The sequence below is a fragment of the Nonomuraea sp. NPDC003754 genome (genome assembly GCF_053605785.1).
In genome coordinates this window covers 114,570-135,294 of sequence record NZ_JBSGJX010000020.1, presented here as the reverse complement: position 1 = coordinate 135,294, position 20,725 = coordinate 114,570, and the positions used below count along the sequence as shown (strand labels likewise).

Below are 20,725 nucleotides of genomic sequence, written 5' to 3'. Positions count from 1 at the left end.
TCTGCTCCTTCCACGGGGACGGCCTCCACGGGCTAGCGTGCGATCCACTGCTGGATGCGGGCGAGCAGGCTGTCGGAGTCGACGGGTTTGGTGACGTGGCCGCTCGCCCCCGCCGCCAGGCTCTTCTCCTGGTCGCCCGGCATCGCCTTGGCGGTGACCGCGATGATCGGCAGTTCCGCGTACTGCGGCATGGCCCTGATCGCCGAGGTGGCCGTGTAGCCGTCCATCTCCGGCATCATCACGTCCATCAGCACGAGGTCGATCTCGGGGTGGGCGATCAGCGTGTCGATGCCCGCGCGCCCGTTCTCGGCGTGCAGCACCCGCATGCCGTGGATCTCCAGGATGCTGGTCAGCGCGAACAGGTTGCGCGCGTCGTCGTCGACCACCAGCACGGTACGGCCGGCCAGCGTGCCGCCCTGCTCCCGGTCGGCGGGCCGGCCCTCCTTCTCCGAACGCACCAGCGGCAGCACGTCGCCCGGCTGGTCGGCGGTCAGGTGCAGGGCGATGCGCTCGCGCAGCTCGTCCAGGCTCGACAGCAGCTCCAGCGGCTGGCAGTCGGCGCGGGACCGCAGTTGCCGTTCCTGCGCCAGGTCCATGCGCCAGTTGTTGTAGGCCAGGATGGGCACCCCCCGCAGCGCGGTGTCGCCGTCGATGGCGTCCAGCAGCCCGAAGCCCGCCCTGCCCGGCATGTCGAGGTCGAGGACGATGCAGTGGCAGGGCTCGGCGGCCAGCGTGGCCGCGGCCTCCTGCGCGCCCGCGGCGGTCACCATCTCGATGGGGCCCTCCATGGGGGCGGTGCCGACGTCGCGGCCGGCCAGGTCCGCCAGGACGCTCTCGGCCACCAGCGACAGCAGGCCGCGCGGCCGTTCCTCCACCACCAGCAGCCTGCGCTGCGGGTGCGGCGGCTGGGGCGGGGGCTGGTCCTGCTGTCGGTCGGCGCGGCGCTCGGCGTCGCCGCGGCCGGCGTGCGGCGCCGCGGGGTCGGCGGGCCGCTCGGTGAAGTCGGGTCTGGCGACCGGCAGGAACAGTGTGAACGTGCTGCCCTCGCCCTGCGTGCTCTGCGCGGTGATCGCGCCGCCGAGCAGGTAGGCGATCTCCCTGCTGATGGACAGGCCGAGCCCGGTGCCGCCGTACTTGCGGCTGGTGGTGCCGTCGGCCTGCTGGAAAGCACCGAAGATGGCTTCCAGCTGCTGCTCGGCGATGCCGATGCCGGTGTCGATGACGCGGAAGGCGACGGCGGGGCCGTACGGTCTGACCGAGGCGGGGAGCTGTGCCCGGGGAACCGGTTCGATGCGCAGCTCGACGCTGCCGGTCTCGGTGAACTTGACCGCGTTGGACAGCAGGTTGCGCAGCACCTGGCGGAGCCTGGAGTCGTCGGTGAGCAGGCCGTCGGGCACCCCGGGCGCGGTCGTGATGCGGAACTCGAGGCTCTTGTCCGTGGTCATCGGCCGGAAGGTGGCCTCGACGTAGTCGAGCAACTGGCGCAGCGACACCCGTTCGGGGCTGATGTCCATCTTGCCGGCCTCCACCTTGGACAGGTCGAGGATGTCGTTGATGAGCTGCAGCAGGTCCGATCCGGCCGAGTGGATGACGCTGGCGTACTCGACCTGCTTGGGGGTCAGGTTGCGGGTGGGGTTCTGGGCCAGCAGCTGCGCGAGGATGAGCAGGGAGTTCAGCGGCGTCCGCAGCTCGTGGCTCATGTTGGCCAGGAACTCGCTCTTGTACGTGGAGGCCAGCGACAGCTGCTGGGCGCGGTCCTCCAGCTCCTGCCTGGCCTGCTCGATCTCCAGGTTCTTGGTCTCGATGTCCTGGTTCTGCGCGGCCAGCAGCGCCGCCTTCTCCTCCAGCTCGGCGTTGGAGCGCCGCAGCTCCTCCTGCTGGTTCTGCAGCTCCTCCGAGCGGGACTGAAGCTCGGCGGTCAGCCGCTGCGACTCCGCCAGCAGCTCGTCGGTGCGGGCGTTGGCGACGATGGTGTTGACGTTGGCCCCTATCGTCTCCATGAGCTGGTCGAGGAAGGCCCGGTGCACGGGGGTGAACGCGTACAGCGAGGCCAGCTCGATGACGCCGAGCACCTGCTCCTCGACCACGATGGGCAGGACGATCAGGGACGTGGGCACGGTCTGGCCGAGCCCGGAGGAGATCCTGACGTAGCCGGGCGGGATCTCCTCCATGGCGATCGTCCTGCGGGTGCGGGCCGCCTGGCCGACCAGCGACTCGCCCATCCTGAACCTCGTGACGGAGTCGCCCGCCGGGTGGCCGTAGGCGCTGATGAGCTGCAGCTCGGTGCCGGTGGGCGCCTCCTCGGCCAGGTAGAAGGCGCCGACCTGGGCCGAGACCAGCGGCGCGAGCTCGTTCATCACCAGCTCGGCCACCGTGGACAGGTCCCGGTGCCCCTGCATGAGGCCCGACATCCGGGCCAGGTTGGACTTGAGCCAGTCCTGGTCCTGGTTGGCCCTGGTGGTCTCGCGCAGCGACTTCACCATCGAGTTGATGTTGTCCTTGAGCTCGGCCACCTCGCCGGAGGCGTCGACCGTGATGGAGCGGGTCAGGTCGCCCGAGGTGACGGCGCTGGTCACCTCGGCGATGGCGCGCACCTGGCGGGTCAGGTTGCCGGCCAGCTCGTTGACGTTCTCCGTCAGCCGCTTCCACGTGCCTGACACGCCTTCGACCTCGGCCTGGCCGCCCAGCCGTCCCTCGCTGCCGACCTCGCGGGCCACCCTGGTGACCTCGGCCGCGAAGGACGACAGCTGGTCGACCATGGTGTTGATCGTGGTCTTGAGCTCCAGGATCTCGCCGCGGGCGTCCACGTCGATCTTCCTGGTGAGGTCGCCCCTGGCCACGGCGGTGGTGACCTGGGCGATGCTGCGCACCTGGTTGGTGAGGTTGTCGGCCATGGAGTTGACGTTGTCGGTCAGGTCCTTCCAGGTGCCCGCGACGTTGGGCACGCGGGCCTGGCCGCCGAGCTGGCCTTCGGTGCCGACCTCGCGGGCCACCCTGGTCACCTCGTCGGCGAAGGCGGACAGCGTGCCGACCATCGTGTTGATCGTCTGCGCGAGCGCGGCCACCTCCCCCTTGGCCTCGACGATGATCTTCTGCGACAGGTCGCCCTTGGCCACCGCGGTCGCCACCTGGGCGATGCCGCGCACCTGGTCGGTCAGGTTGGAGGCCATGAAGTTGACGTTGTCGGTGAGGTCCTTCCAGGTGCCCGACACGCCCCGCACGGTGGCCTGGCCGCCGAGCTGGCCCTCGGTGCCGACCTCGCGGGCCACGCGTGTCACCTCGTCGGCGAAGGCGGACAGCTGGTCGACCATCGTGTTGATGGTCTCCTTGAGCTCGAGGATCTCGCCGCGGGCGTCCACCCTGATCTTCTGCGTCAGGTCGCCCTTCGCGACGGCGGTGGTGACCTCGGCGATGCTGCGCACCTGGGCGGTGAGGTTGTCGGCCATGACGTTGACCGACTCCGTCAGGGCCTTCCAGGTGCCGGAGACGCCCTTGACGTCGGCCTGGCCGCCCAGCCGTCCCTCGGTGCCCACCTCGCGGGCCACCCTGGTCACCTCGTCGGCGAACGACGACAGCTGGTCGACCATCGTGTTGAGCGTGTTCTTCAGCTCCAGGATCTCGCCGCGCGCCGAGACGGTGATCTTCTGGCTGAGGTCGCCGCGCGCCACCGCGGTCGCCACCTGGGAGATGTTGCGCACCTGGGCGGTCAGGTTGCCGGCCATGGCGTTCACGGAGTCGGTAAGATCTTTCCACGTGCCTGACACACCCGGCACGTCGGCCTGACCGCCCAGCCGTCCCTCGGTGCCGACCTCCCTGGCCACCCTGGTGACCTCCGAGGTGAACAGCGACAGCTGGTCGACCATGCCGTTGAAGACGTGGGCGATCTCGCCCAGCAGGCCGTCGGCGTCGCCGGGCAGTCGCGTGCCGAAGTCGCCGTCCCTGACGGCGGTGAGCCCGGCCAGCAGCTGCCGCAGCTCGAGCTCTCCCGTCTGGCCGACCTGCCGCGCACCCGACCGGCTGCCGCTCACGCTGTCGCCCGCCCCCTCAATATCGTTGCCATGAGACAAATATTGACAGGAGGCTAGCGCAGAGGATCATGTATCGACAATCCGTAGCGGTGACCAACTATTTGCTATGGTGCAAAGAACCTCTCCATCCGCTAGGAATGGCACGTGGCACTCCGAAACGGCCTGAACGCCGTCTACCAAGCGATGCGCGCCGCTGCACCGTACGCTCTGGCCGAAGCGGTCCGCGATGCGCTCATCGGGCACGGATCCGCGCGGAGCGTGGAGCTCCTGCTGGCCGACTACGCGCTCGTGGCACTGCGACCGGTGCTCGCCGACCCCGACCCGGCGACCCCCGAGATCCGCATCGACTCCAGCGCCGCCGGGCGCGCCTTCGCCTCCCAGCAGCCGCTCTGGGAGGACGCCCACAGCACCCTCTACCTGCCCGTCACGGCCTGCGGCGAACGGTTCGGCGTCCTCGGCGTCCGCCTGCCCGCCCCGCCCGAGCCCGACGAGATGCCCGACTTCGGCGAGGTGGCCGCCGCGCTCGCGCACGGCCTGCTCGGCGCGGACCGGCTCACCGACCGCTACCAGCGGGCCCGCCGCCTGGCCCGGATGACGCTGGCCGCCGAGATGCAGTGGGGCCTGCTGCCCGGCTACGGCCACCGCGGTACCGGCTACCGGCTCGCGGGCCAGCTCGAACCGGCCTACGCCGTCTACGGCGACAACTTCGACTGGAGCTGCGGCCCCGGCTCGCTGACCGTCTCGATCACCAACGGCATGGGCGAGGGCATGCGCGCGGCGCTGCTCACCACGCTGGCGGTCACCGCGCTGCGCAACGCCCGCCGTTCGGGGGCGAACCTGGAAGAGCAGGCCGGCCTCGCCGACGAGGCGGTCTACGCGCAGTACGGCGGGCGCGAGCACGTCTCGACCCTCCTGCTCCACTTCGACGCCGTCACAGGGCAGCTGTCCGCCGTCGACGCCGGCTCCCCGCGCATGATGCGCCTGCGCGGCACCGACGTCGAGACGATCAAGCTGGAGCAGCAGCTTCCCCTCGGCATGTTCGGCAACACCGCCTACACCGAGCAGAGTGTCACGCTCCAACCCGGCGACCGGCTCGTCGTCATGACCGACGGGGTGTACGACGCGCGGTCGCGGCAGGACGGCTCCTTCGGCGAGGCGCTGCTGGAGTCGGCCGTCAGATCCACACGCCTCCAACCGGCCGACGAGGCGGTCCGTACCATGATTCGTGGCATGCTGACCTTCAGAGAAGGCGTGGACGTCTTCGACGACGCCGTCGTGGTCTGCCTTGACTGGACGGCCGAGCAGCAGGCTGATGACCTTCCCCCCGCCAGGGGCGACGTCATGTGACGGACGCGCCCTCGGCTCGAACCTGGATTGCCGCATGAACGACCATCACGAGCTCGGTCACCTCGACCCCGCCACCGGGGCCGCCGTCGAAAGCGCCGCCGCGGCGCTGATCGCGGTCTGGGCGTACTCCCGCCACTCCGCGGCCACCCAGGTCTCCTCCACCCAGCTCCAGGCGCTGCTGACCATCGAGCGCCACGGCGAGATCAACCTCGCCAGGCTGGGCGAGGCGCTGGGCGCGCTGCCGTCCTCCACCAGCAGGCTGTGCGACCGCCTGGAGGCGACGGGGTGGGTACGCCGCGCGGCCTCCCACGACGACCGGCGCGAGCTGACCATCCGCCTGACCGCCTCGGGAAAGGCCCTGCTGGAGGAGCTGCGCAAGCGGCGCCGCGACGACCTGGCCCAGGTGATGGACCAGATGCCGCCCGCGGCCCGCAAAGCTCTCCTGCGCGGGCTGCGGGCCTTCACCGCGGCCGCCGACCGGGTCACCGACCAGCGGGTCGACCGTTCCGACGAGAACTGGACCCTCATCGCGGGACGGTTCCTGGCCTGACCGGGACGGCGTCAGCTCACTGGAGCAGCCGGGCCGAGCGGACGGCGGGGGCCAGCGGCCGCCCCACCCTGGCCACGTGCAGGAGAGTCCGCGGGTCGGCGACGCCCAGCCGCTCGGCCAGGCGGTCGCGGGTGGCGGCGCAGTCGATGATCTGGCTGAGCGGGTGGGTGGCGTAGCCGAGCGCGGACAGCGCCAGCCACTGCCGCATCAGCGCGCGGCCCGCCTCGACCTGGTCGTCCACGGCCCCGACCAGCACCAGCACGTCGCCGTCGTGGTCGAGCAGCCCGCGGGCGGCGCCCGCCAGCAGCCGGGGCAGGCCGACCCGGCGCAGCGCCGGATAGGCGGCCAGGGCGGCGCGCAGACCTGCCGTCTCGGCGGAGCTCAGCCCCAGCGCCTGGTGCGTGAGGCCGTCGAGCCGGTAACGGGGATGAGCCGGGGTCAGCCGCAGCCACGCGCGTAGCTCGCCGGTGACCGCGGCGTCGGACCACTGGCGCACGTCGGCCGCGTGCAGCAGGTCCGCCACGTCACGGCAGGCCAGGCGGCGCGCCTCGAGCCGTCCCTGGCCGCGCAGCCGCTCCAGGACGTCGGCGGGCAGGCCTCCCGGGTGGTAGGCGCCGCGGTTGGTGCCGCGCCGCCGTACGTCCGCCGTGGTGAAGGGGGTCTGGTACGGCTGCGCCGTGCCGTACAGGAAGCCCACCCTGGCCAGGCCGGGGTCGGGCCGGAAGCCGACGCGCAGACCCGCCGAGGCGCAGACGATCAGGCAGCACTCGACGAACGCGCCCAGGCTGAGGCGCAGGTCGCGGCCGGTGGGGTCGCCGATCGGCAGGCAGCGCTCCGGGTCCCACCCGACCATGGCCTCGGCCCCGTGGTAGGTGAGGGTCCACGGCTGGGTGTTGTGCGCGCTGGGCGCGCGCCAGAAGTCCGGCTCGAGGGCGCGCAACTCGTCGATCAAGTGAGGTTCTTCTCGTAGAAGGTGTAGCCGTGCAGGGGGCGGCCGCCCATGGCGACGTACTGCGCGGCGGAGGCCGGGTTGACGCGTTCGACGTAGGTGCTGCGCAGCGCCAGGTAGCCGCCGCGGCGCAGGCCCTCGTGCAGCTCGCGGGACAGCAGGCGCATGTAACCGTGGCCCTGCTCCCCTGGGACGGTGCCCTTGATGATGAGCACGGCCTCGCGGCGGTGCCGCTTGCGGACAGCCAGCAGCCTGAGCTGGTTGAGAAGGTGCAGGTTCCCGCCGACCTCCGCGACGAAGCGCGAGATGTCGGGTACGCAGAGCACGAAGGCCACCGGACGGCCCGCCTTCGTCAGGTACAGCAGCAGCGACTCGTCCAGCAGGAAGGCCAGGCCGTCGGTCTGCTCGGCCAGCTGCTCGGCCGAGATCTCGGTGTAGTAGCCGAGCTGGGCGAAGCTGGCGTTGAGCATCTCGCGCAGGATCGGCAGCTGCCAGCCGATCCGCCTCCTGTCGCCGCGGTGGATCCGCAGCCCCTCGGCCGCGATGCGGGAGTCGTCGAAGGCGAACACCGGCTCGTCGGGCACCGGGCAGATCCAGGTGTCGGACTCGAACCTGCGGGTGAACCCCGTCCGCTCGTAGGTGCCGGGGTAGTACGGGTGGTTCCAGGCGCTGTCGATGAAGCCGCGCTCGCCGAACCCCGAGGTGATGACCCCGCCCGACTGGTTCGGCAGCAGCGACACCGGGCCGAAGACCGACTGCCTGCCCGCTGCGCGCCCGGCCGCGCAGATGCCGTCCAGCAGTTCCTCCCCCGCCTCCTGCGTGAACTCGGTCAGCCCGAACAGCTGCGCGGCCGTGCCGAGCTTGGCGTCCAGGGCGGCGTCGGTGTGCAGGGTGGTCCGCCCGACCACCTCTCCCCCGCGTTCGAGCAGGCACAGCCGTACGCCCCGGCGATGCCAGGCGCGGACGGTCGCGTGCAGCGGCGGCACGAAACGCGGGTCGCCGCCGTAGATCCGGTCGGTGAGCCCGAGGAAGGCGCGCAGGTCGCGCCCGGACTCGACGGGACGCAGGCTCACCCGCGGCTCACCCGCGGCCCCTCGCCCTCCTCGGCGGACAGCGGCGTGAACGTCTCGATGTGCGCCATCGGACCGCCCTCCGCCCGCCAGACGCCGTTGGAGTAGCCCTCGGGCTCGGCGTTGTAGAGGCGGATGTATCCCCCGGTGGCGTTCCTGGTGCCGTCGGTCACCCACTGCATCAGCCTGCGGTGGTGGCGGCTGCGGGCGAAGCGCAGCAGCGCGTCGCGGTCCTCGAAGAAGGCCAGCGTGCCCAGCGTGAAGGGGAACTCCCAGTAGACCTTGTGCCAGCGGTAGCCGCGCATCCGCTTCATGTCGCGCACCATGCGGAACCAGGTGAAGGTCAGCGTGATGATCGACAGCGGCCCGCGGTAGCGGGTGGCGCCGACGAACATCGCGGTGGCCTGCCCCTGCGGCGGCGCCTTGCTGAAGTCGGTGGTCCTCACGCGTCCTCCACCAGGTAGACGTTCTTCATCTTGGTCAGACCCGCGAACGGGCCCTCGCCGCTGTCGAAGATCCGCACGCGCAGGTCGGCGGCGGTCGGGTCCTCCTTGAGCGACTCGGCGAAGTCGCGCGAGACCCGCCGCAGGTGGGCCACGACGCCCTCACGGCAGATGCCGGCCAGCGCGTCGCGATCGGGCTCGGCGCCTTCGCGCAACTCGACGTTGATCACCGGGCGGTACTCCAGGCCGGGCAGCTCCTCCAGCGACAGGCAGAACCTGGAGATGCTCGCGGCGTACGGGTTGCCCTGGTAGAGGCCGTACTCCACGTCCTGCGGGTAGAGGTTGGCGCCCATGTAGGAGATCGTCGAGTCCTTGCGGCCGAACAGGAACAGCAGCGGCAGGTTCATCCGCTCGTCGGTCCAGGTGGCCGGGTAGTCGGCGCCCAGCGCCCGCCTGACCTCGGCCAGCGTGTGCAGCCTGGCCTCGTCACCGACGTTGTAGCGCAGCTTCGGCTGCAGGCAGCTCTTGGTGTTGATCGTGCACAGCAGCTCGCCGGAGCCGTTGACCTCCAGGAAGGTCTCCAGCGGGTTGTAGTGGAAGATCATCGGTAGCCGCTGCTCGCCCGGGCCGAGCAGGGCGTCACGCAGCCGCTGGTCGGTGGCCAGGCGCTTGCGCAACCGTACGGTGAAACCGCTCTCGGCGCCCATGCCGATCGTCAGGTCGCTGGCGCCGTACCCGGAACGGACCTCCTCGAAGCGCTCCTCCAGGTAGTCGCGCAGCGCCTCCGTCATGCCCTCGCCACCGACCATCCCCCGGATGCGGTAGTCCTTCCAGGGGAAGCCCGCGGCGTCGAGCCGGTCGCGCAGGTGCTTGAGGAAGGGCGGGTAGGCGGCCACCACGTAGTCGTAGCCGGGGCCGAAGTGCTCCAGCGTGTCGGCGATCTTCTCCAGGTCGGGGCCGGTGTTCTTGACCATCGCGATGCGGGCCATGGCGGCGCCGGTGGTCGTGCCGGTCGCCCAGGCGCCCATCGAGTAGGCGTTGATCACGAACAGCTTCTCGCCGGGGAAGACCAGCTCGATGTATCCGGCGGCGTTGCGGTAGATGCCCCGCAGCTCCCGCGGCCCGCGCACCCAGTTGTACGGCTTCCCGCTCGAACCCGACGACTCGTCCACGATCACGCCTGGCCGGTGCAGCCTGCCCTCCTGGCACCGGCTCTGCTCGTCGTAGACGGCGGCGTAGTTCTGCTTGGTCGTCTCGGGGAAGTCCGCCAGCCGCCTGGCGTCCTCGGCGCCGTGGCCGCGCACGAAGTCGCGGTAGGCGGGCACGTCCACGGCGGCGAACTGGCCGGCCACCCGGGCATGGACGCGGGCGAGCCGGTCGAGGGCCGGATGGTAGGAACGGGCCACGAACCGCCAGACGGCGGGATGCAGGCTGCCCAGCCGGTAGGCGCCGGTGAGCAGCCACGAGTACGCCTGCAGCCTGGCCCGGCGCCAGCGCTGTCGGGCGGTGAGCGGCCCGAGGCGCGGGCTCTTGCGCGTCATACCGGCGTAACTTAGCGAACACCTATCGATATCCGGTCAACGGCCCGGAAAATGTGCCGCCGACGGCCGGACGGCTCGGGTGTTTCGCACATCCGGCCAGCCGCCTTTACAAAGTAGATTTCATGTGACGCCCGACCGGGCGACCGGTGCGCTCCAGGGCGTAAGGACTTCGTGAGAAATGCCGGCCGAGAGCGGCCTTACGGTGATCACGACCCCCTCCCGCCCCTCCCGAAGGGACCTTCAGCATGCGCCGACACCTCCGCCGTCTCGCAGCGACGGCCGTGGCCCTGGCCGCGACCACGTCATTAGCCTCGATCACCTCTCCGCACGCCGCGGCGGCCGGCACAGCGGCACCCCTGCGCGCCGTCCACCTCGGCACCCTCGGCGGCACGTGGAGCATCGCCCGCGGTATCAACAACCACGGCCACGTCGTCGGCGACAGCCCGGTGGAGTCCGGGCTCAGCCACGCGTTCCTCTGGAAGAACGGCAAGATGACCGACCTCGGCACGCTCGGCGGCGAGACCAGCTTCGCCTCTGACGTCGACGACGACGGCCGCGTCGTCGGCTGCAGCGAGTTGCCTTCGGGTGAGTGGAGTCCCTTCCTGTGGCAGAACGGCACGATGACCGATCTCGGGGCGCACGGCGCACCCGGCTTCTGCGGCGCGGACGTCGCCCGCGGGCACATCATCGCCACTTTCGCCCCCACCCCCGGCTTCGCCGAGCAGCGCGCCTTCCTGCTGTCCGGTGACGTCAAGACCGTCATCGACCGCCGTCCCGGCCTGACGGCCAACGCCGTCAACGACAGCGGCCAGGTGGTGGGCGCCGACAACTACACCGTGGACGAGAGCGGCTTCCCGCTGTCGACGTACCGGGCGTACCTGTGGCACGACGGCACCGGCCGGGAGCTCGGCACGCTGGGCGGGATGAGCTCCCCCAGCTCGATCAACAACCTCGGCCAGGTGGTCGGCAACTCCGACACGGCCGACGGCCGCCGCCGCGGCTTCTTCTGGAACGGCTCCTCCATGACGCCCCTTCCCCTGCCCGCCGACGCTTCAGGCGCCGGCGCCGAGGCCATCAACGACCGCGGCCAGATCGTCGGCTCCTCCATCAAGGTCGGCGAGGTGTACGGCTTCGCCACCCTGTGGGCCGGCCCCACGTCCCCGCCCCGGACCCTGCCGCTGCCCGCCGATGTGAGGGTGGACTCCTCCGGAGCTTTCGACATCAACAACCAGGGCTGGATCGCCGGCTTCATCGACTACCACTGGAACACCGGTCTCAACACGCAGGCCGTCATCTGGCGCTGACCCTGGCCTCCACGGTGGGCGGGTGGGTGCCTCCGTGCCCGCCCACCCTGGTCGCCCTCCGTGACCTCGGGTCTTGGACGAATCGCCGCTTGGGTCTTGCGCGCGCGCCGGAAGGACCTTACCCTGCGGCGTTAGTTAGGAAGTCTTCCTAACTATCCCCCTGGAGGACCCGCGCATGACATCTCGTCTGAGAGCCGCCGCCCTGGCCGCCCTCCTCGTCCACCCCATCCTGTCAGCACCCCCGGCAGCGGCCGCCACCGCGCGGGCGGACGTCCTGCTGTCGCAGGGCAAGCCGGCCACCTCCTCCTCCGTGGAGGGCAGCGGTTTCGGCGCCGGCCTGGCGGTCGACGGCGACACCGGCACCCGCTGGGCCAGCGCCGAGGGCCACGACCCCGAATGGATCAGCGTCGACCTCGGCGCCGCCGCCACGATCAGCAGGGTCCGGCTCACCTGGGAGGCGGCCTACGCCAAGGCCTACCGGATCCAGACCTCCGCGGACGGCTCCACCTGGACCGACGCCTACTCCACCAGCACCGGCGACGGCGCCGTCGACGACCTGGCCGTCACCGGCACCGGCCGCTACATCCGCCTGTACGGCACGACCCGCGGCACGCCCTACGGCTACTCGCTGTGGGAGTTCGAGGTCTACGGCAGCACCGGCGGCGGCGACACCACGGCCCCGACCGCCCCCGGGAGCCTGCGCGCCACGGCCACCACCTCCAGCAGCGTCTCGCTCGCCTGGAACGCCGCCACCGACAACGTCGGCGTCACCGGGTACGACGTCTACCGGGACGGCACCCGGGTCGCCACCGCCACGGGCACCACCCACACCGACACCGGGCTGAGCGCCTCGACCGGCTACTCCTACACCGTCAAGGCCCGCGACGCCGCCGGGAACACCTCTCCGGCCAGCACCGCGATCACCGCGACCACCCAGGCGAGCCAGGGCGGACCCGCCGTCCCCTTCGGCAGCCACACCATCCCCTACGCCGCGGGAATGCTGCGCCCCTCGGGCGACCAGGCCACGCTGGACCAGAAGGTGATCGACTACTACCGGCGGTGGAAGGCCGCCTTCGTCCGGCAGAACTGCGGCAACGGCTGGTACCAGGTCATCTCCCCCGACGCCGACCACCCCTACGTGGGTGAGGCCCAGGGCTACGGCATGGTGATCGCCGCGACGATGGCCGGAGCCGACCCCGACGCCAAGAAGATCTTCGACGGGCTGGTCAAGTGGATGCTGGACCACCCCTCGTCCATCAACCCCGACCTGCTGGCCGCCGAGCAGGACACCTCCTGCCAGAGCGTCGAGGGCGGGGACGCCGCCACCGACGGCGACATGGACGTCGCCTACGGCCTGCTCCTGGCCGACCGCCAGTGGGGCAGCTCCGGCACCTACAACTACCGTAACCTCGCGATCAGGCACATCAACGCGATCAAGCACGACGAGCTGAACCCGTCCACCAACCTCCTCAAGCTGGGCGACTGGGCCGATTCGGGCGACCAGCGGTACTACGTCTCCCGCGCCTCCGACTGGATGGTGGACCACTTCCGTGCCTTCCGGAAGGCGACCGGTGACGCCACCTGGGACACCGTGCGCACGGCGCACCAGAACCTGATCGCCTCGATGCAGGCGAACTACGCTTCGGGCACCGGCCTGCTGCCCGACTTCGTGGTCAACACCAACACCACGCCCAAGCCGGCCTCTGGCAAGGTCCTGGAGCACGTCAACGACGGCTACTACTGGTGGAACTCCTGCCGCGTCCCGTGGCGCATCGGCGCCGACGCGGTGACCAGCGGGGACGCCAAGTCGCTCGCGGCGGCCCGCAAGCTCAACTCCTGGATCAGGAGCAAGACCGGCGGCGACCCCGGCAAGATCGCCATCGGCTACCGGCTCAACGGCGCGCAGATCTCCAGCGGCAGCGACGCCGCCTTCTTCGCCCCGTTCGCGGTGGCGGCGATGACCGACTCCGGCAGCCAGGCCTGGCTGGACTCCCTGTGGAACAAGATGGTCGCCACCCCGATCGACGCGGAGAGCTACTTCGCGGCCAGCATCCAGCTCCAGGTCATGATCACCGTGACCGGCAACCACTGGGTCCCCTGACGGCCGACCCCGGCCGGTGTGGGTGTGACCCCGGACTCCGCCCGCACCGGCCCCACCCACGCCGGCCCCGGCCGGACCCGCCGTCAGTCGCCGGCTCCGGCCGGCGCCGCTGCGGTTCCTGCTGCCCGCCGGCACCGCGGGCACGGCGTGGTGGACGACCACGTCGGGAGCTGCGCGTCCGGCCATCCAGCGGGCCCCGCGCCAGATCATCGTCACAGCCGCCGCGATCCTGCCCGGGAAGGCGCGGCGCGAGCGCTGTCTCGAGCAGTGGCTCGCCGACGGCGAGGGGCGGCGGAGCTGGGGATCAGCGCACTGTCCGTGGCGTTCGGGGCCGTCAAGGCCGCGGTGGCGATGAACCTGACCCGCCGCTCGGCCGTGGCGCTCGGACTCGCGGTCGTGGTGGTCGTCGGCGGGATCCGGCTGATGATGACCACGTCCGGCTGGGTGCCCGCCATAGCCATGGCGGGCGTGGAGTTGCCGTTCCTGTTGCTGATCATCCCAGGTTCACCGACCGCGACACGCCGCAGCCCCACTGATCTCAACTCCTTACCGCCCTTCGCCGACGCGCTTACGAGCTGACCGGAACTGCGATGGTGCCTTGCGCCACGGCACACAGGGTCTCGAGACCATCAGGGCCCACGGTCGACAGCTCGCACTGGCAGACGACGCGGGTCCGGCCGGCGCGGACGACATGCGCGCGTGCGCGCAGCATCGCGCCGACGGCGGGCCGCAGATAGTCGATGGTGAACCCGGAGGTGACCAGGTTCGCGCCGGCCACAGTGCCGGCGGCGAAGGTCAAGGCGTTGTCTGCGGCATAGGCCAGGACTCCACCGTGAAGGAAACCGTTCTGCTGGCGCAGGTCGTCGCGAATGTCCAGCTCCAAGGTTGCCTTTCCGTCGCCGAAGGCGACCAGCCGTGCGCCCAGTAGAGCGCTGAACGGCTGGGCCGCCAAGACCTTGCGGGCGATCTCTATGGTGGGCAATGCTTCTCCATTCTCAACGTCGGCCATAGGTACTAACGAGAGGCCAGAATAGGAGCGGTACGAATCGCCGCGGTCTGGCCCTGGCGCAGACCCTCGCGGTCGAGCGGTCCGGAGATCGACATCATCCCGCCACGTGATCCCGACTGCCCTGACGGCCGAGCCTCTTCACCTACCGCCGTGACTCGGCATGGGTAGCCATGCTCCCGACTCCGGGACCTCTTGAGCCCGGAGCCCAGGATGCGCGTTGGCTCGGTGAAGGGGTCAGCGGTCGCACCGGCGGCAGTGAGGGCGGGTGCGGCGGGCGTAGCTGATGGCGGCCATACCAAAAGCCACCCCCCACAGCCAGTACATGGGAACAGAAACCCAGTAGAACCGGCCAGGCAGCCCCTGGCCGAAGCCGAGGTCATCCGCGCCGCTCACCAGCGTGCCCAGCATCTTGGTAAGGATCATCCCGAAGTGCACGGTCATCGCGATGGATATCCCGCGCAGCCCGCGGTGGCGGCGTAGGCCGCCCCTTTCGCCCACCTCGGCGCGTGCTCGGCCCGCGCGACCTCCGTCGTGCGGCCACAGGCGAGGCAACCGCCGCGCAGGCGCCGCGCGTGCATCAAGGCCACAGCGGCTACCAGCGCTCCTCCGTCAGGCACGCGGTACGGCTGAGGAAGCCCAACGGAAAGAACCGCACGCCGATGCCGGGCAGCAGCCCACCGACCACGTCCAGCACGAACAGGGCCGCGGCCACGATCAACACCCCGCTCACGATCCACGCCCCGGCCAGCAGGACGCGACGGGCCACAATCGACCGCCGCAGCCGCGCGAGCCCGACCGTGACCGCCACCGCGGCCAGACAGAGCACGACCGCCTTCCACCCGGAGAAAGCGATCAGATCGACGCCTACCGGAGACATCTGTGGCGGGCTGTCGACGAACGCCCAGTGCGCCTGGAGCGTGCCGTACAGCAGGGCTCAGGCAAGCACCGCGCGCGGCGCCCACGAGTTCCAGGCCGGCGCCGGCCCGTCCTCGGCGGAGGTCATCGGGGCACCGCCCGCAACGGGAGCTCGCGCGTCGGGCGGCGCTGCAGCTCGCGCGTGCTCAGGAACAGCAGGACGGCCCACACCGAACAGTAGCCGCCGAACAGCGCGCCGCCCCGGTCAGTGAACAGCCCGGTGCCCAGCATGCCGACGCCGCCCACGGCTGCCATCGCCGTGACCAGCCAATGCAGCGCGAGCAGGATCCTGCGCGGCCACCGCCCCGGCAGGCTGAGCCGGCCAATGATCAGGACCGCGATGATGAGCAGCGCGCTCCCGGCGTTGGCCCACTGCGCCAGCGCCACCTCCCCAGGCCCGTACACCTGGTAGCTGTCGGGCGACACGTGCGGCCCGCCCGTGACGCCGAGCCGTCCATCCAGGGCGTACGACACCTTCGACGCCACGTACAGGCCCGTCCATGCCATCGCCGCATACGCAATCCTCATGGCTCCTCCTCGGCTACCACTGTGCTGCGACGTCCACGGGACGGGTCTCCCCCGGCAAGGGGATCCGCCTCCCTCGCGCGGGGGGGCATCTCACTGCACAGGATGGGAATCCGCTAAGCAGCCGATCTTCGGAGCTCTTGCCTCACATGGAGCAGAGTGCCGATGGGGCCGACGCTGTGCGGCATCCCAGGTTCCGGCATGCTCATCGCCAGGCGAGCACATCGTAAGCTCGCGCCAGGTCATCGGCCCACGGCGTGTCGTGATCACGCTCAAATGCGCTGTACAGGCGCTCTCTGACCCGGTCGCGATGCAGCCAGGTGAGGACCGCGGCGGGTAGATGCACTCCTCTGACCCACCCGGTCACCAGGTCGGCGAGATGACGGTCTGCCGCTGGTCCGCGAATGGCGTCCCAATCGTCGAGGAACAGGCTCACGCTGTCGGTGAACTCGCCGACCACGCTGAGGAATTCGGCCGTGTCGCCGAACGAGCCGACCTGCGGTGGATACTTCGCCAACAGCGACCGCCAGACCGCCATGAGGTAGCCGTCGACAGCCTCCCGCTCAGCTGCGGGCCAGGCCCGCCAGCCCAGCCGGACCAGCAGGCCCAGGACCATACTCGGGTACAGCTCGTTTCCCGTGACGAGCCGCTCCAGCAGCAACGGCAGCAGACTCTTCACGTCGTCGTCGGTCCCGACCGTGTTCCCCAGGCTGATCGTCAGTGCGAACAGGTCATGCTCATCCACCCGCACCGAACCGCGACAGTGCGGACACCCGTCAAGGACCGCCCGGCGCGGGTAGCGGGCGAACACCTCCCGAAGCCGTCCCACAGCCACGCCCAGCCCCTCGTCCACCGGCCAAGTGTCGCACCCGGTATCCGCCACGGTCGCAGACGGATCGGAAGCGCCCGCCGGGCTCGGAGCGCAGCAGGGTGGATGGGCGGGCCGCAGCGTGGCGTCGTCATGCTGCTCCGCCGTGAACTTTCCTGTCTATGGGCCGCGTTGGGACTTGCGAGGGTGTCTGTCCGCGTCGTTCCTCGCGGGCCTTCCCTCAGTCGTCATGAGTGCGGTTGTAAGCCCCGAGTTCTCCCTGCTTGGCGCACGCCTGTATGGGCTTCCCGTTCTTGGACGTGACTCGGTTCGGGCGGCGGTCGAGCCTGTGTGTACCAGGGCCAGGTTGACGGGACCTTCTCCACGGCGTTCGAGGTACCGGCCAGGCCAGCCGGCGCCGCCGTACGGCCAGCCACGCGGGCGCGGTGCCGGGGGCGCGGCGGAAGCTGATGGCGTTGGCCGCAGACCACCGTGTGCACCGGGACGCCGAAGACCCCATCCCGAGTAGACGTCTGAGCCGCGCCGCGCCCCCATCGAAGGGGCGCACGTTGGATGAGGCTGACGGCTATCGGCTTGCCGCGATCATCGCGTACAAGGGCGGCAACCCACGCCAGGCTCGTCCTGCGCGGGATCGAGGCTTCCGAGGATGCCGCGGAACGTCACGGCCACCTCGTCACCGGCATGGAGGCCCTGGTCTGGCAGGGCGAGCTGCACGGCATCCCGGAGGAGTCGTCGTCAGCAATACCTTATTTCATCTAGGTAAGATAGATCTATGGCGGGCATTGAACGAGTCACACAGCCCACGTTGGACGTCCTCGAAGCGCTGGTTCAGGCCCAGCAACGGAGTGAGGAGATGCACGGCTGGGCCATCATGAAAGCCACCGGCCGCGCCGGTCCCACCGTCTACAAGGTCCTCGACCGGCTCGAAGACGCCCACTGGGTCAAGGGGAGATGGGAAGAACTCGCCGACGACCAGCCCGGCCCGCGTCGCCGGTTCTACGAGCTGACCGGCGAGGGTGTGCCCGCCGCCCGCGCTCTCCTGGCCCAGCGCCGCCCGTCCGCGCTCACGACCCGCCCGGCGCTCGGCTTCGCGCCGCTCGCCTGGCTGAACACGCTACTGGCCGGAGGTGCTCGTTGAGCGGCTGGGAGATCATATTCGCCTTCGTCGCGGGCCTGATCGTCAACGAGATGTGCGACGTCTCGCCGTGGCTGGCGAAGAGGCTCGTCCGCTGGTCCGCTCACCTTCGGTATCGGGACTCCATACGCGCGCAGGTCCGCGCCGAGGAGTTGATCGCGCTGATCGACTCGCGGCCCGGCAAGCTGCTCAAGCTGTTCACGGCCATCGGATTCCTAGGTGCCGGCACGGGGGTTCGCGTCTGGGATCACCTCCGAGACCTACGAAGAGGCGCAAGGTTCCGGAGAAGCGACCCCGGGCTGGTTACTCTCACGCTCGAGAGAACGGTGAAACTAACCTGGGGCCGCCGCCGCAGCCCGTTTCCGTCGCGGCGGAGAGTTGGCGCCGTGCCACCAAGCGATTGAAGGCGTGAGATGAGGCGAGCAGATCTTCCCCAACCGGGCCGCGATCATCCGGCTGGTCGGGGCTGTACTGGCCGAGCAGACCGACGAGTGGGTCGAAGCACGCCGCTACATGGGCCTGGGCATCCTCGCCAAAGCCCGCGTTCGGGTGATTCCCGGCGACACACCAGCCCAGAACCGGCAGCACCGGCCCATGGTCGAACGCTCCATCGCCTGGCTGATTGAGCCTGAAGGCCGCTGCCGCCGTCTGCGCCATCGCGACACCGCCGCCGCCCACTGGTGGCTGCGCACCCGCATGGCAGCGCTCAACCTCCGCCGTCTGCTCAACCTTGGCCTGCGCCGAGTAGCCGGCAGCACCTGGATCCTGCCCACCTCCGCCTGACCCTCCCTTCACCGCGTACGGGCCGCGGCGATCACCTCCTGGACGGCGTCGAGGACCAGGCCGGGCCGCGTGATGTGCACGTAGTGGTCGGCCGTGTCGGCGACCACCAGCCGGCCGCGCGTCGACAGGGCGGCGAGGTCCGCAGCGCGTGCCGTAGCGGTCGCCTCCTGGCCGGACGGGGAGATCACCACGACCGGCAGGTCGCCCCACGCCCGCGGCCGGACCGTCGCGCGCACCTGTGCGGCGCCGTCGGCGGCCGCCCACGCCTCGGCCCGGGCGGCCGCCATGCTGCCGGAGCCGTAGACGACGACGGCGTGCTCGCGAGCCGCCCCGGTGGCCGAGGCCGGCACGAAGGCGTCGCCGAACAGCCGGAGCAGGCCCAGGCGGGCGGCGAGCTGGTAGGCGGTGAACTGGACGGCCAGCAGCGGCCGGGAGACCTCGATCGCCCCGGCGGCCGTCTCGTCGGTGACGTCGACCAGCACCAGGCCGGCGGTGAGTTCCGGCCGGCGGTCGGCGAAGATCCGCACGCTGTTGCCGCCGAAGGAGTGCGCGACCAGGACATAGGGACCCGCCTCACCCGCGGCGGCCAGCAGCGCGTGCAGGTCCTCGGCGGCCCGCTCGGCGGTCGGCGGCGACGGGCTCCGCCGGCTCCACGCGTATCCGGCCCGGTCGTAGGAGCACACCCGGTTGCCCTCTGACAGCCGCCGCTGGATCGGCTCCCAGCTCGCGCTCGACTCGGCCAGGCCCGCCTCCAGGACGACGGTGGGCGCGCCGGTCCCTGTGCAGTGCAGGTGCAGGCGGTGGCCGCCGACGTCGACCAGCCGTCCCGGCATCCGGTGGCGTGCGGCGTCGCCCTGCCGGGCGACCGTCTCGTACAGGAATCCCCCGCTCACGGCCAGCACGAGCAGGCCCGCGGCCCACAGGGCGCCCCGCCGCAGCAGCCGCCGCCGCGGCCGTGCCGCCGGCGCATCTCCACGCGTCATGCCTCGAACCTAGGGACGCGGCCCGCCCGTCACCTCCTCCGCGCAGACGGAGCCGCCGCTACGACCCGCGCCCCGGCCGCCGCCGCCCTCTCCTCCGGCAGGACGACGCGGCCGTGGGAGCGCGGTCCCAGGGCCGGTCCCGGGCCCCGGGCCGGCCGCGCCGGTGGCCGGTGCGGGCGGCCGGCGGCTCTAGACGCACCGTCCGGCCAGCCAGGCCCGGTAGTCCTTGGTGTAGTTGGTCATCACGCTCTTGGGGGCCTGGTTCAGGACGGCCTGCCAGCGGGCCGTGTTGCCGCGCCAGTCCGGTGGCGGCTCGTCCCATCCGACGCTGTCGGTCCACCGGGCGGCCGACCCCTTGAGCAGCCCGGGATGGCGCCTGGCGAGCTCGCCCTGGATCCAGGAGTCGGTCGAGTAGACCAGGATCCGCTGCCTGCCCTGCCGTTCGACGATCGGGTCGGAGATCTCCTTCCATCCGCGCGCCGCGTGGCCGGAGGTGAGGACGGCCTTGGTCTCGGGCTTGATCTCGAGCAGGGCGACCAGGTTCCTGGCGGCCACATGGTCCAGCCACTCCCGCAGCGTGTACACCCGCTCGCCGGTGTAGGGACCGCGGGAGACGCGGCGGCTCTGCAGGTTGTCGCTCCCGTAGGCCCACCAGATGTCGGTGATGTCGCGCCGGGTCCCCGTCAGGCCGTTGGTGGAGGTGTTGTGCCACATCACCGCCTTGGTGCCCTCCCTGGTGAGCTGGACGTCGGCTTCGACGCCTGCGGCACCCCAGGACTTCTGGTCGTCGACGCCACGACCGCTGTTGGGCTGGCGGACCTGGTCCTTGGCCATGTCGGCCGGGTCGTGGGGGTAGCCGCCGTGCCCGAAGACCAGCGGGCAGGCCGGCGCGCCCGCGACGGCCGGCGGGGCGCCGGTGAGGGAACCGGCCACGAGCCCGGCGGCCGCCAACGCGACGCCGGTCCTGCGCTTCGTCATCTGCCACCTAGGGGAGTCGTTCGGCACAACGGACGATCTACGTGGCGGGAGCCTAGTGATCCCGCTGACCCGCGATCAAGCACCGGGCGTCAGCCGCGGGACCGGGCGTGGACGATCAGCGCCCACACGAAGCAGCCGAACGAGCGGTGGCGGGACCACCAGGCCACCCATGAACAGGATCATGAAAACCGGGTTGAGGATGGCCACGTTGATCTTCTGCATGGCCTCGACGACG

Annotated in this window: 21 protein-coding genes and 1 pseudogene; 9 read left to right on the top strand and 13 right to left on the bottom strand. The window is 70.9% G+C overall.

What is annotated here, in order from left to right; translation table 11 throughout:
* Positions 1 to 32 precede the first annotated feature (32 nt).
* Complete coding sequence (locus ACWEVS_RS24850) at positions 33 to 4,028, bottom strand: HAMP domain-containing protein (RefSeq protein ID WP_452553553.1); 3,996 nt, start codon at positions 4,026 to 4,028, stop codon at positions 33 to 35.
* Positions 4,029 to 4,172: 144 nt separating this feature from the next.
* Here ACWEVS_RS24850 and ACWEVS_RS24845 point away from each other — a divergent pair, with 144 nt between their 5' ends.
* Both ACWEVS_RS24845 and ACWEVS_RS24840 read left to right on the top strand, forming a co-directional pair.
* Positions 4,173 to 5,375, top strand: a complete 1,203-nt coding sequence (locus tag ACWEVS_RS24845; protein WP_449930454.1) for a PP2C family protein-serine/threonine phosphatase — start codon at positions 4,173 to 4,175, stop codon at positions 5,373 to 5,375.
* 34 nt (positions 5,376 to 5,409) lie between these two features.
* On the top strand, positions 5,410 to 5,925 hold the full coding sequence (locus ACWEVS_RS24840; RefSeq protein ID WP_449930452.1) for a MarR family winged helix-turn-helix transcriptional regulator: 516 nt from the start codon (positions 5,410 to 5,412) through the stop codon (positions 5,923 to 5,925).
* Positions 5,926 to 5,941: 16 nt separating this feature from the next.
* On the opposite strand, the gene ACWEVS_RS24835 is transcribed toward ACWEVS_RS24840, so the two are convergent.
* Genes ACWEVS_RS24835 through ACWEVS_RS24820 form a run of 4 tightly spaced genes read right to left on the bottom strand, consistent with a single transcriptional unit; the run spans position 5,942 to position 9,928 of the window.
* Positions 5,942 to 6,877 (bottom strand): hypothetical protein, encoded by a 936-nt coding sequence (locus ACWEVS_RS24835; RefSeq protein ID WP_452553552.1) that lies wholly within the window; start codon positions 6,875 to 6,877, stop codon positions 5,942 to 5,944.
* Positions 6,874 to 7,947 (bottom strand): hypothetical protein, encoded by a 1,074-nt coding sequence (locus tag ACWEVS_RS24830; protein ID WP_452553550.1) that lies wholly within the window; start codon positions 7,945 to 7,947, stop codon positions 6,874 to 6,876. Before ACWEVS_RS24830 ends, ACWEVS_RS24835 begins: the two co-directional genes overlap by 4 nt.
* The gene (locus ACWEVS_RS24825; RefSeq protein WP_449930446.1) at positions 7,944 to 8,390 is read right to left on the bottom strand and encodes a DUF4188 domain-containing protein; all 447 of its coding nucleotides are present in this window, start codon (positions 8,388 to 8,390) and stop codon (positions 7,944 to 7,946) included. Before ACWEVS_RS24825 ends, ACWEVS_RS24830 begins: the two co-directional genes overlap by 4 nt.
* Positions 8,387 to 9,928, bottom strand: a complete 1,542-nt coding sequence (locus tag ACWEVS_RS24820) for a phenylacetate--CoA ligase family protein (protein ID WP_452553548.1) — start codon at positions 9,926 to 9,928, stop codon at positions 8,387 to 8,389. The genes ACWEVS_RS24825 and ACWEVS_RS24820 overlap by 4 nt, the downstream gene beginning before the upstream one ends.
* A gap of 245 nt (positions 9,929 to 10,173) precedes the next feature.
* On the opposite strand from ACWEVS_RS24820, the gene ACWEVS_RS24815 reads away from it, so the two are divergent.
* The 3 genes from ACWEVS_RS24815 to ACWEVS_RS24805 all read left to right on the top strand — a co-directional run bounded on the left by ACWEVS_RS24815 (position 10,174) and on the right by ACWEVS_RS24805 (position 13,912).
* Positions 10,174 to 11,232 carry a hypothetical protein gene (locus ACWEVS_RS24815; protein ID WP_452553546.1) on the top strand — a complete coding sequence of 353 codons (1,059 nt, stop codon included), beginning with the start codon at positions 10,174 to 10,176 and terminating at the stop codon, positions 11,230 to 11,232.
* Between the two features lie 175 nt (positions 11,233 to 11,407).
* Entirely contained in the window at positions 11,408 to 13,333 is a 1,926-nt protein-coding gene (locus ACWEVS_RS24810) for a glycosyl hydrolase family 8 (protein ID WP_452553545.1), read from the top strand.
* Positions 13,334 to 13,651: 318 nt separating this feature from the next.
* Entirely contained in the window at positions 13,652 to 13,912 is a 261-nt protein-coding gene (locus ACWEVS_RS24805; RefSeq protein ID WP_452553543.1) for a hypothetical protein, read from the top strand.
* On the opposite strand, the gene ACWEVS_RS24800 is transcribed toward ACWEVS_RS24805, so the two are convergent.
* The 5 genes from ACWEVS_RS24800 to ACWEVS_RS24780 form a co-directional block, all read right to left on the bottom strand.
* Complete coding sequence (locus ACWEVS_RS24800; RefSeq protein ID WP_449930436.1) at positions 13,902 to 14,342, bottom strand: PaaI family thioesterase; 441 nt, start codon at positions 14,340 to 14,342, stop codon at positions 13,902 to 13,904. The genes ACWEVS_RS24805 and ACWEVS_RS24800 overlap by 11 nt on opposite strands.
* Before the next feature lie 234 nt (positions 14,343 to 14,576).
* Positions 14,577 to 14,783: a hypothetical protein gene (locus ACWEVS_RS24795; RefSeq protein WP_452553541.1), complete on the bottom strand. Its 207-nt coding sequence runs from the start codon at positions 14,781 to 14,783 to the stop codon at positions 14,577 to 14,579.
* 151 nt (positions 14,784 to 14,934) lie between these two features.
* Positions 14,935 to 15,219: a hypothetical protein gene (locus tag ACWEVS_RS24790; protein WP_452553539.1), complete on the bottom strand. Its 285-nt coding sequence runs from the start codon at positions 15,217 to 15,219 to the stop codon at positions 14,935 to 14,937.
* A gap of 122 nt (positions 15,220 to 15,341) precedes the next feature.
* Positions 15,342 to 15,785 carry a hypothetical protein gene (locus ACWEVS_RS24785; protein ID WP_452418490.1) on the bottom strand — a complete coding sequence of 148 codons (444 nt, stop codon included), beginning with the start codon at positions 15,783 to 15,785 and terminating at the stop codon, positions 15,342 to 15,344.
* A 202-nt stretch (positions 15,786 to 15,987) separates the two neighbouring features.
* Positions 15,988 to 16,635: a hypothetical protein gene (locus ACWEVS_RS24780; RefSeq protein ID WP_449930428.1), complete on the bottom strand. Its 648-nt coding sequence runs from the start codon at positions 16,633 to 16,635 to the stop codon at positions 15,988 to 15,990.
* 528 nt (positions 16,636 to 17,163) lie between these two features.
* Between ACWEVS_RS24780 and ACWEVS_RS24775 the strand changes: the two genes are divergently transcribed.
* The 4 genes and pseudogenes from ACWEVS_RS24775 to ACWEVS_RS24760 form a co-directional block, all read left to right on the top strand.
* A complete protein-coding gene (locus ACWEVS_RS24775; protein WP_452553537.1) occupies positions 17,164 to 17,370 on the top strand; it encodes a hypothetical protein in 207 nt (68 codons plus the stop codon).
* Between the two features lie 13 nt (positions 17,371 to 17,383).
* Entirely contained in the window at positions 17,384 to 17,749 is a 366-nt protein-coding gene (locus ACWEVS_RS24770) for a PadR family transcriptional regulator (protein ID WP_452553535.1), read from the top strand.
* Positions 17,746 to 18,150 carry a hypothetical protein gene (locus ACWEVS_RS24765; RefSeq protein WP_452418494.1) on the top strand — a complete coding sequence of 135 codons (405 nt, stop codon included), beginning with the start codon at positions 17,746 to 17,748 and terminating at the stop codon, positions 18,148 to 18,150. The genes ACWEVS_RS24770 and ACWEVS_RS24765 overlap by 4 nt, the downstream gene beginning before the upstream one ends.
* A 22-nt stretch (positions 18,151 to 18,172) precedes the next feature.
* Positions 18,173 to 18,290 (top strand): annotated as a pseudogene (locus ACWEVS_RS24760) (transposase); the annotation flags it as partial.
* A gap of 247 nt (positions 18,291 to 18,537) precedes the next feature.
* Here ACWEVS_RS24760 and ACWEVS_RS24755 read toward each other — a convergent pair.
* From ACWEVS_RS24755 to ACWEVS_RS24745, 3 genes are all read right to left on the bottom strand, one after another.
* On the bottom strand, positions 18,538 to 19,512 hold the full coding sequence (locus ACWEVS_RS24755; RefSeq protein ID WP_449930420.1) for an alpha/beta fold hydrolase: 975 nt from the start codon (positions 19,510 to 19,512) through the stop codon (positions 18,538 to 18,540).
* 189 nt (positions 19,513 to 19,701) lie between these two features.
* Positions 19,702 to 20,490, bottom strand: a complete 789-nt coding sequence (locus ACWEVS_RS24750; protein ID WP_452553533.1) for a glycerophosphodiester phosphodiesterase — start codon at positions 20,488 to 20,490, stop codon at positions 19,702 to 19,704.
* Between the two features lie 75 nt (positions 20,491 to 20,565).
* Positions 20,566 to 20,712 (bottom strand): hypothetical protein, encoded by a 147-nt coding sequence (locus ACWEVS_RS24745; RefSeq protein ID WP_452553532.1) that lies wholly within the window; start codon positions 20,710 to 20,712, stop codon positions 20,566 to 20,568.
* Positions 20,713 to 20,725 lie beyond the last annotated feature (13 nt).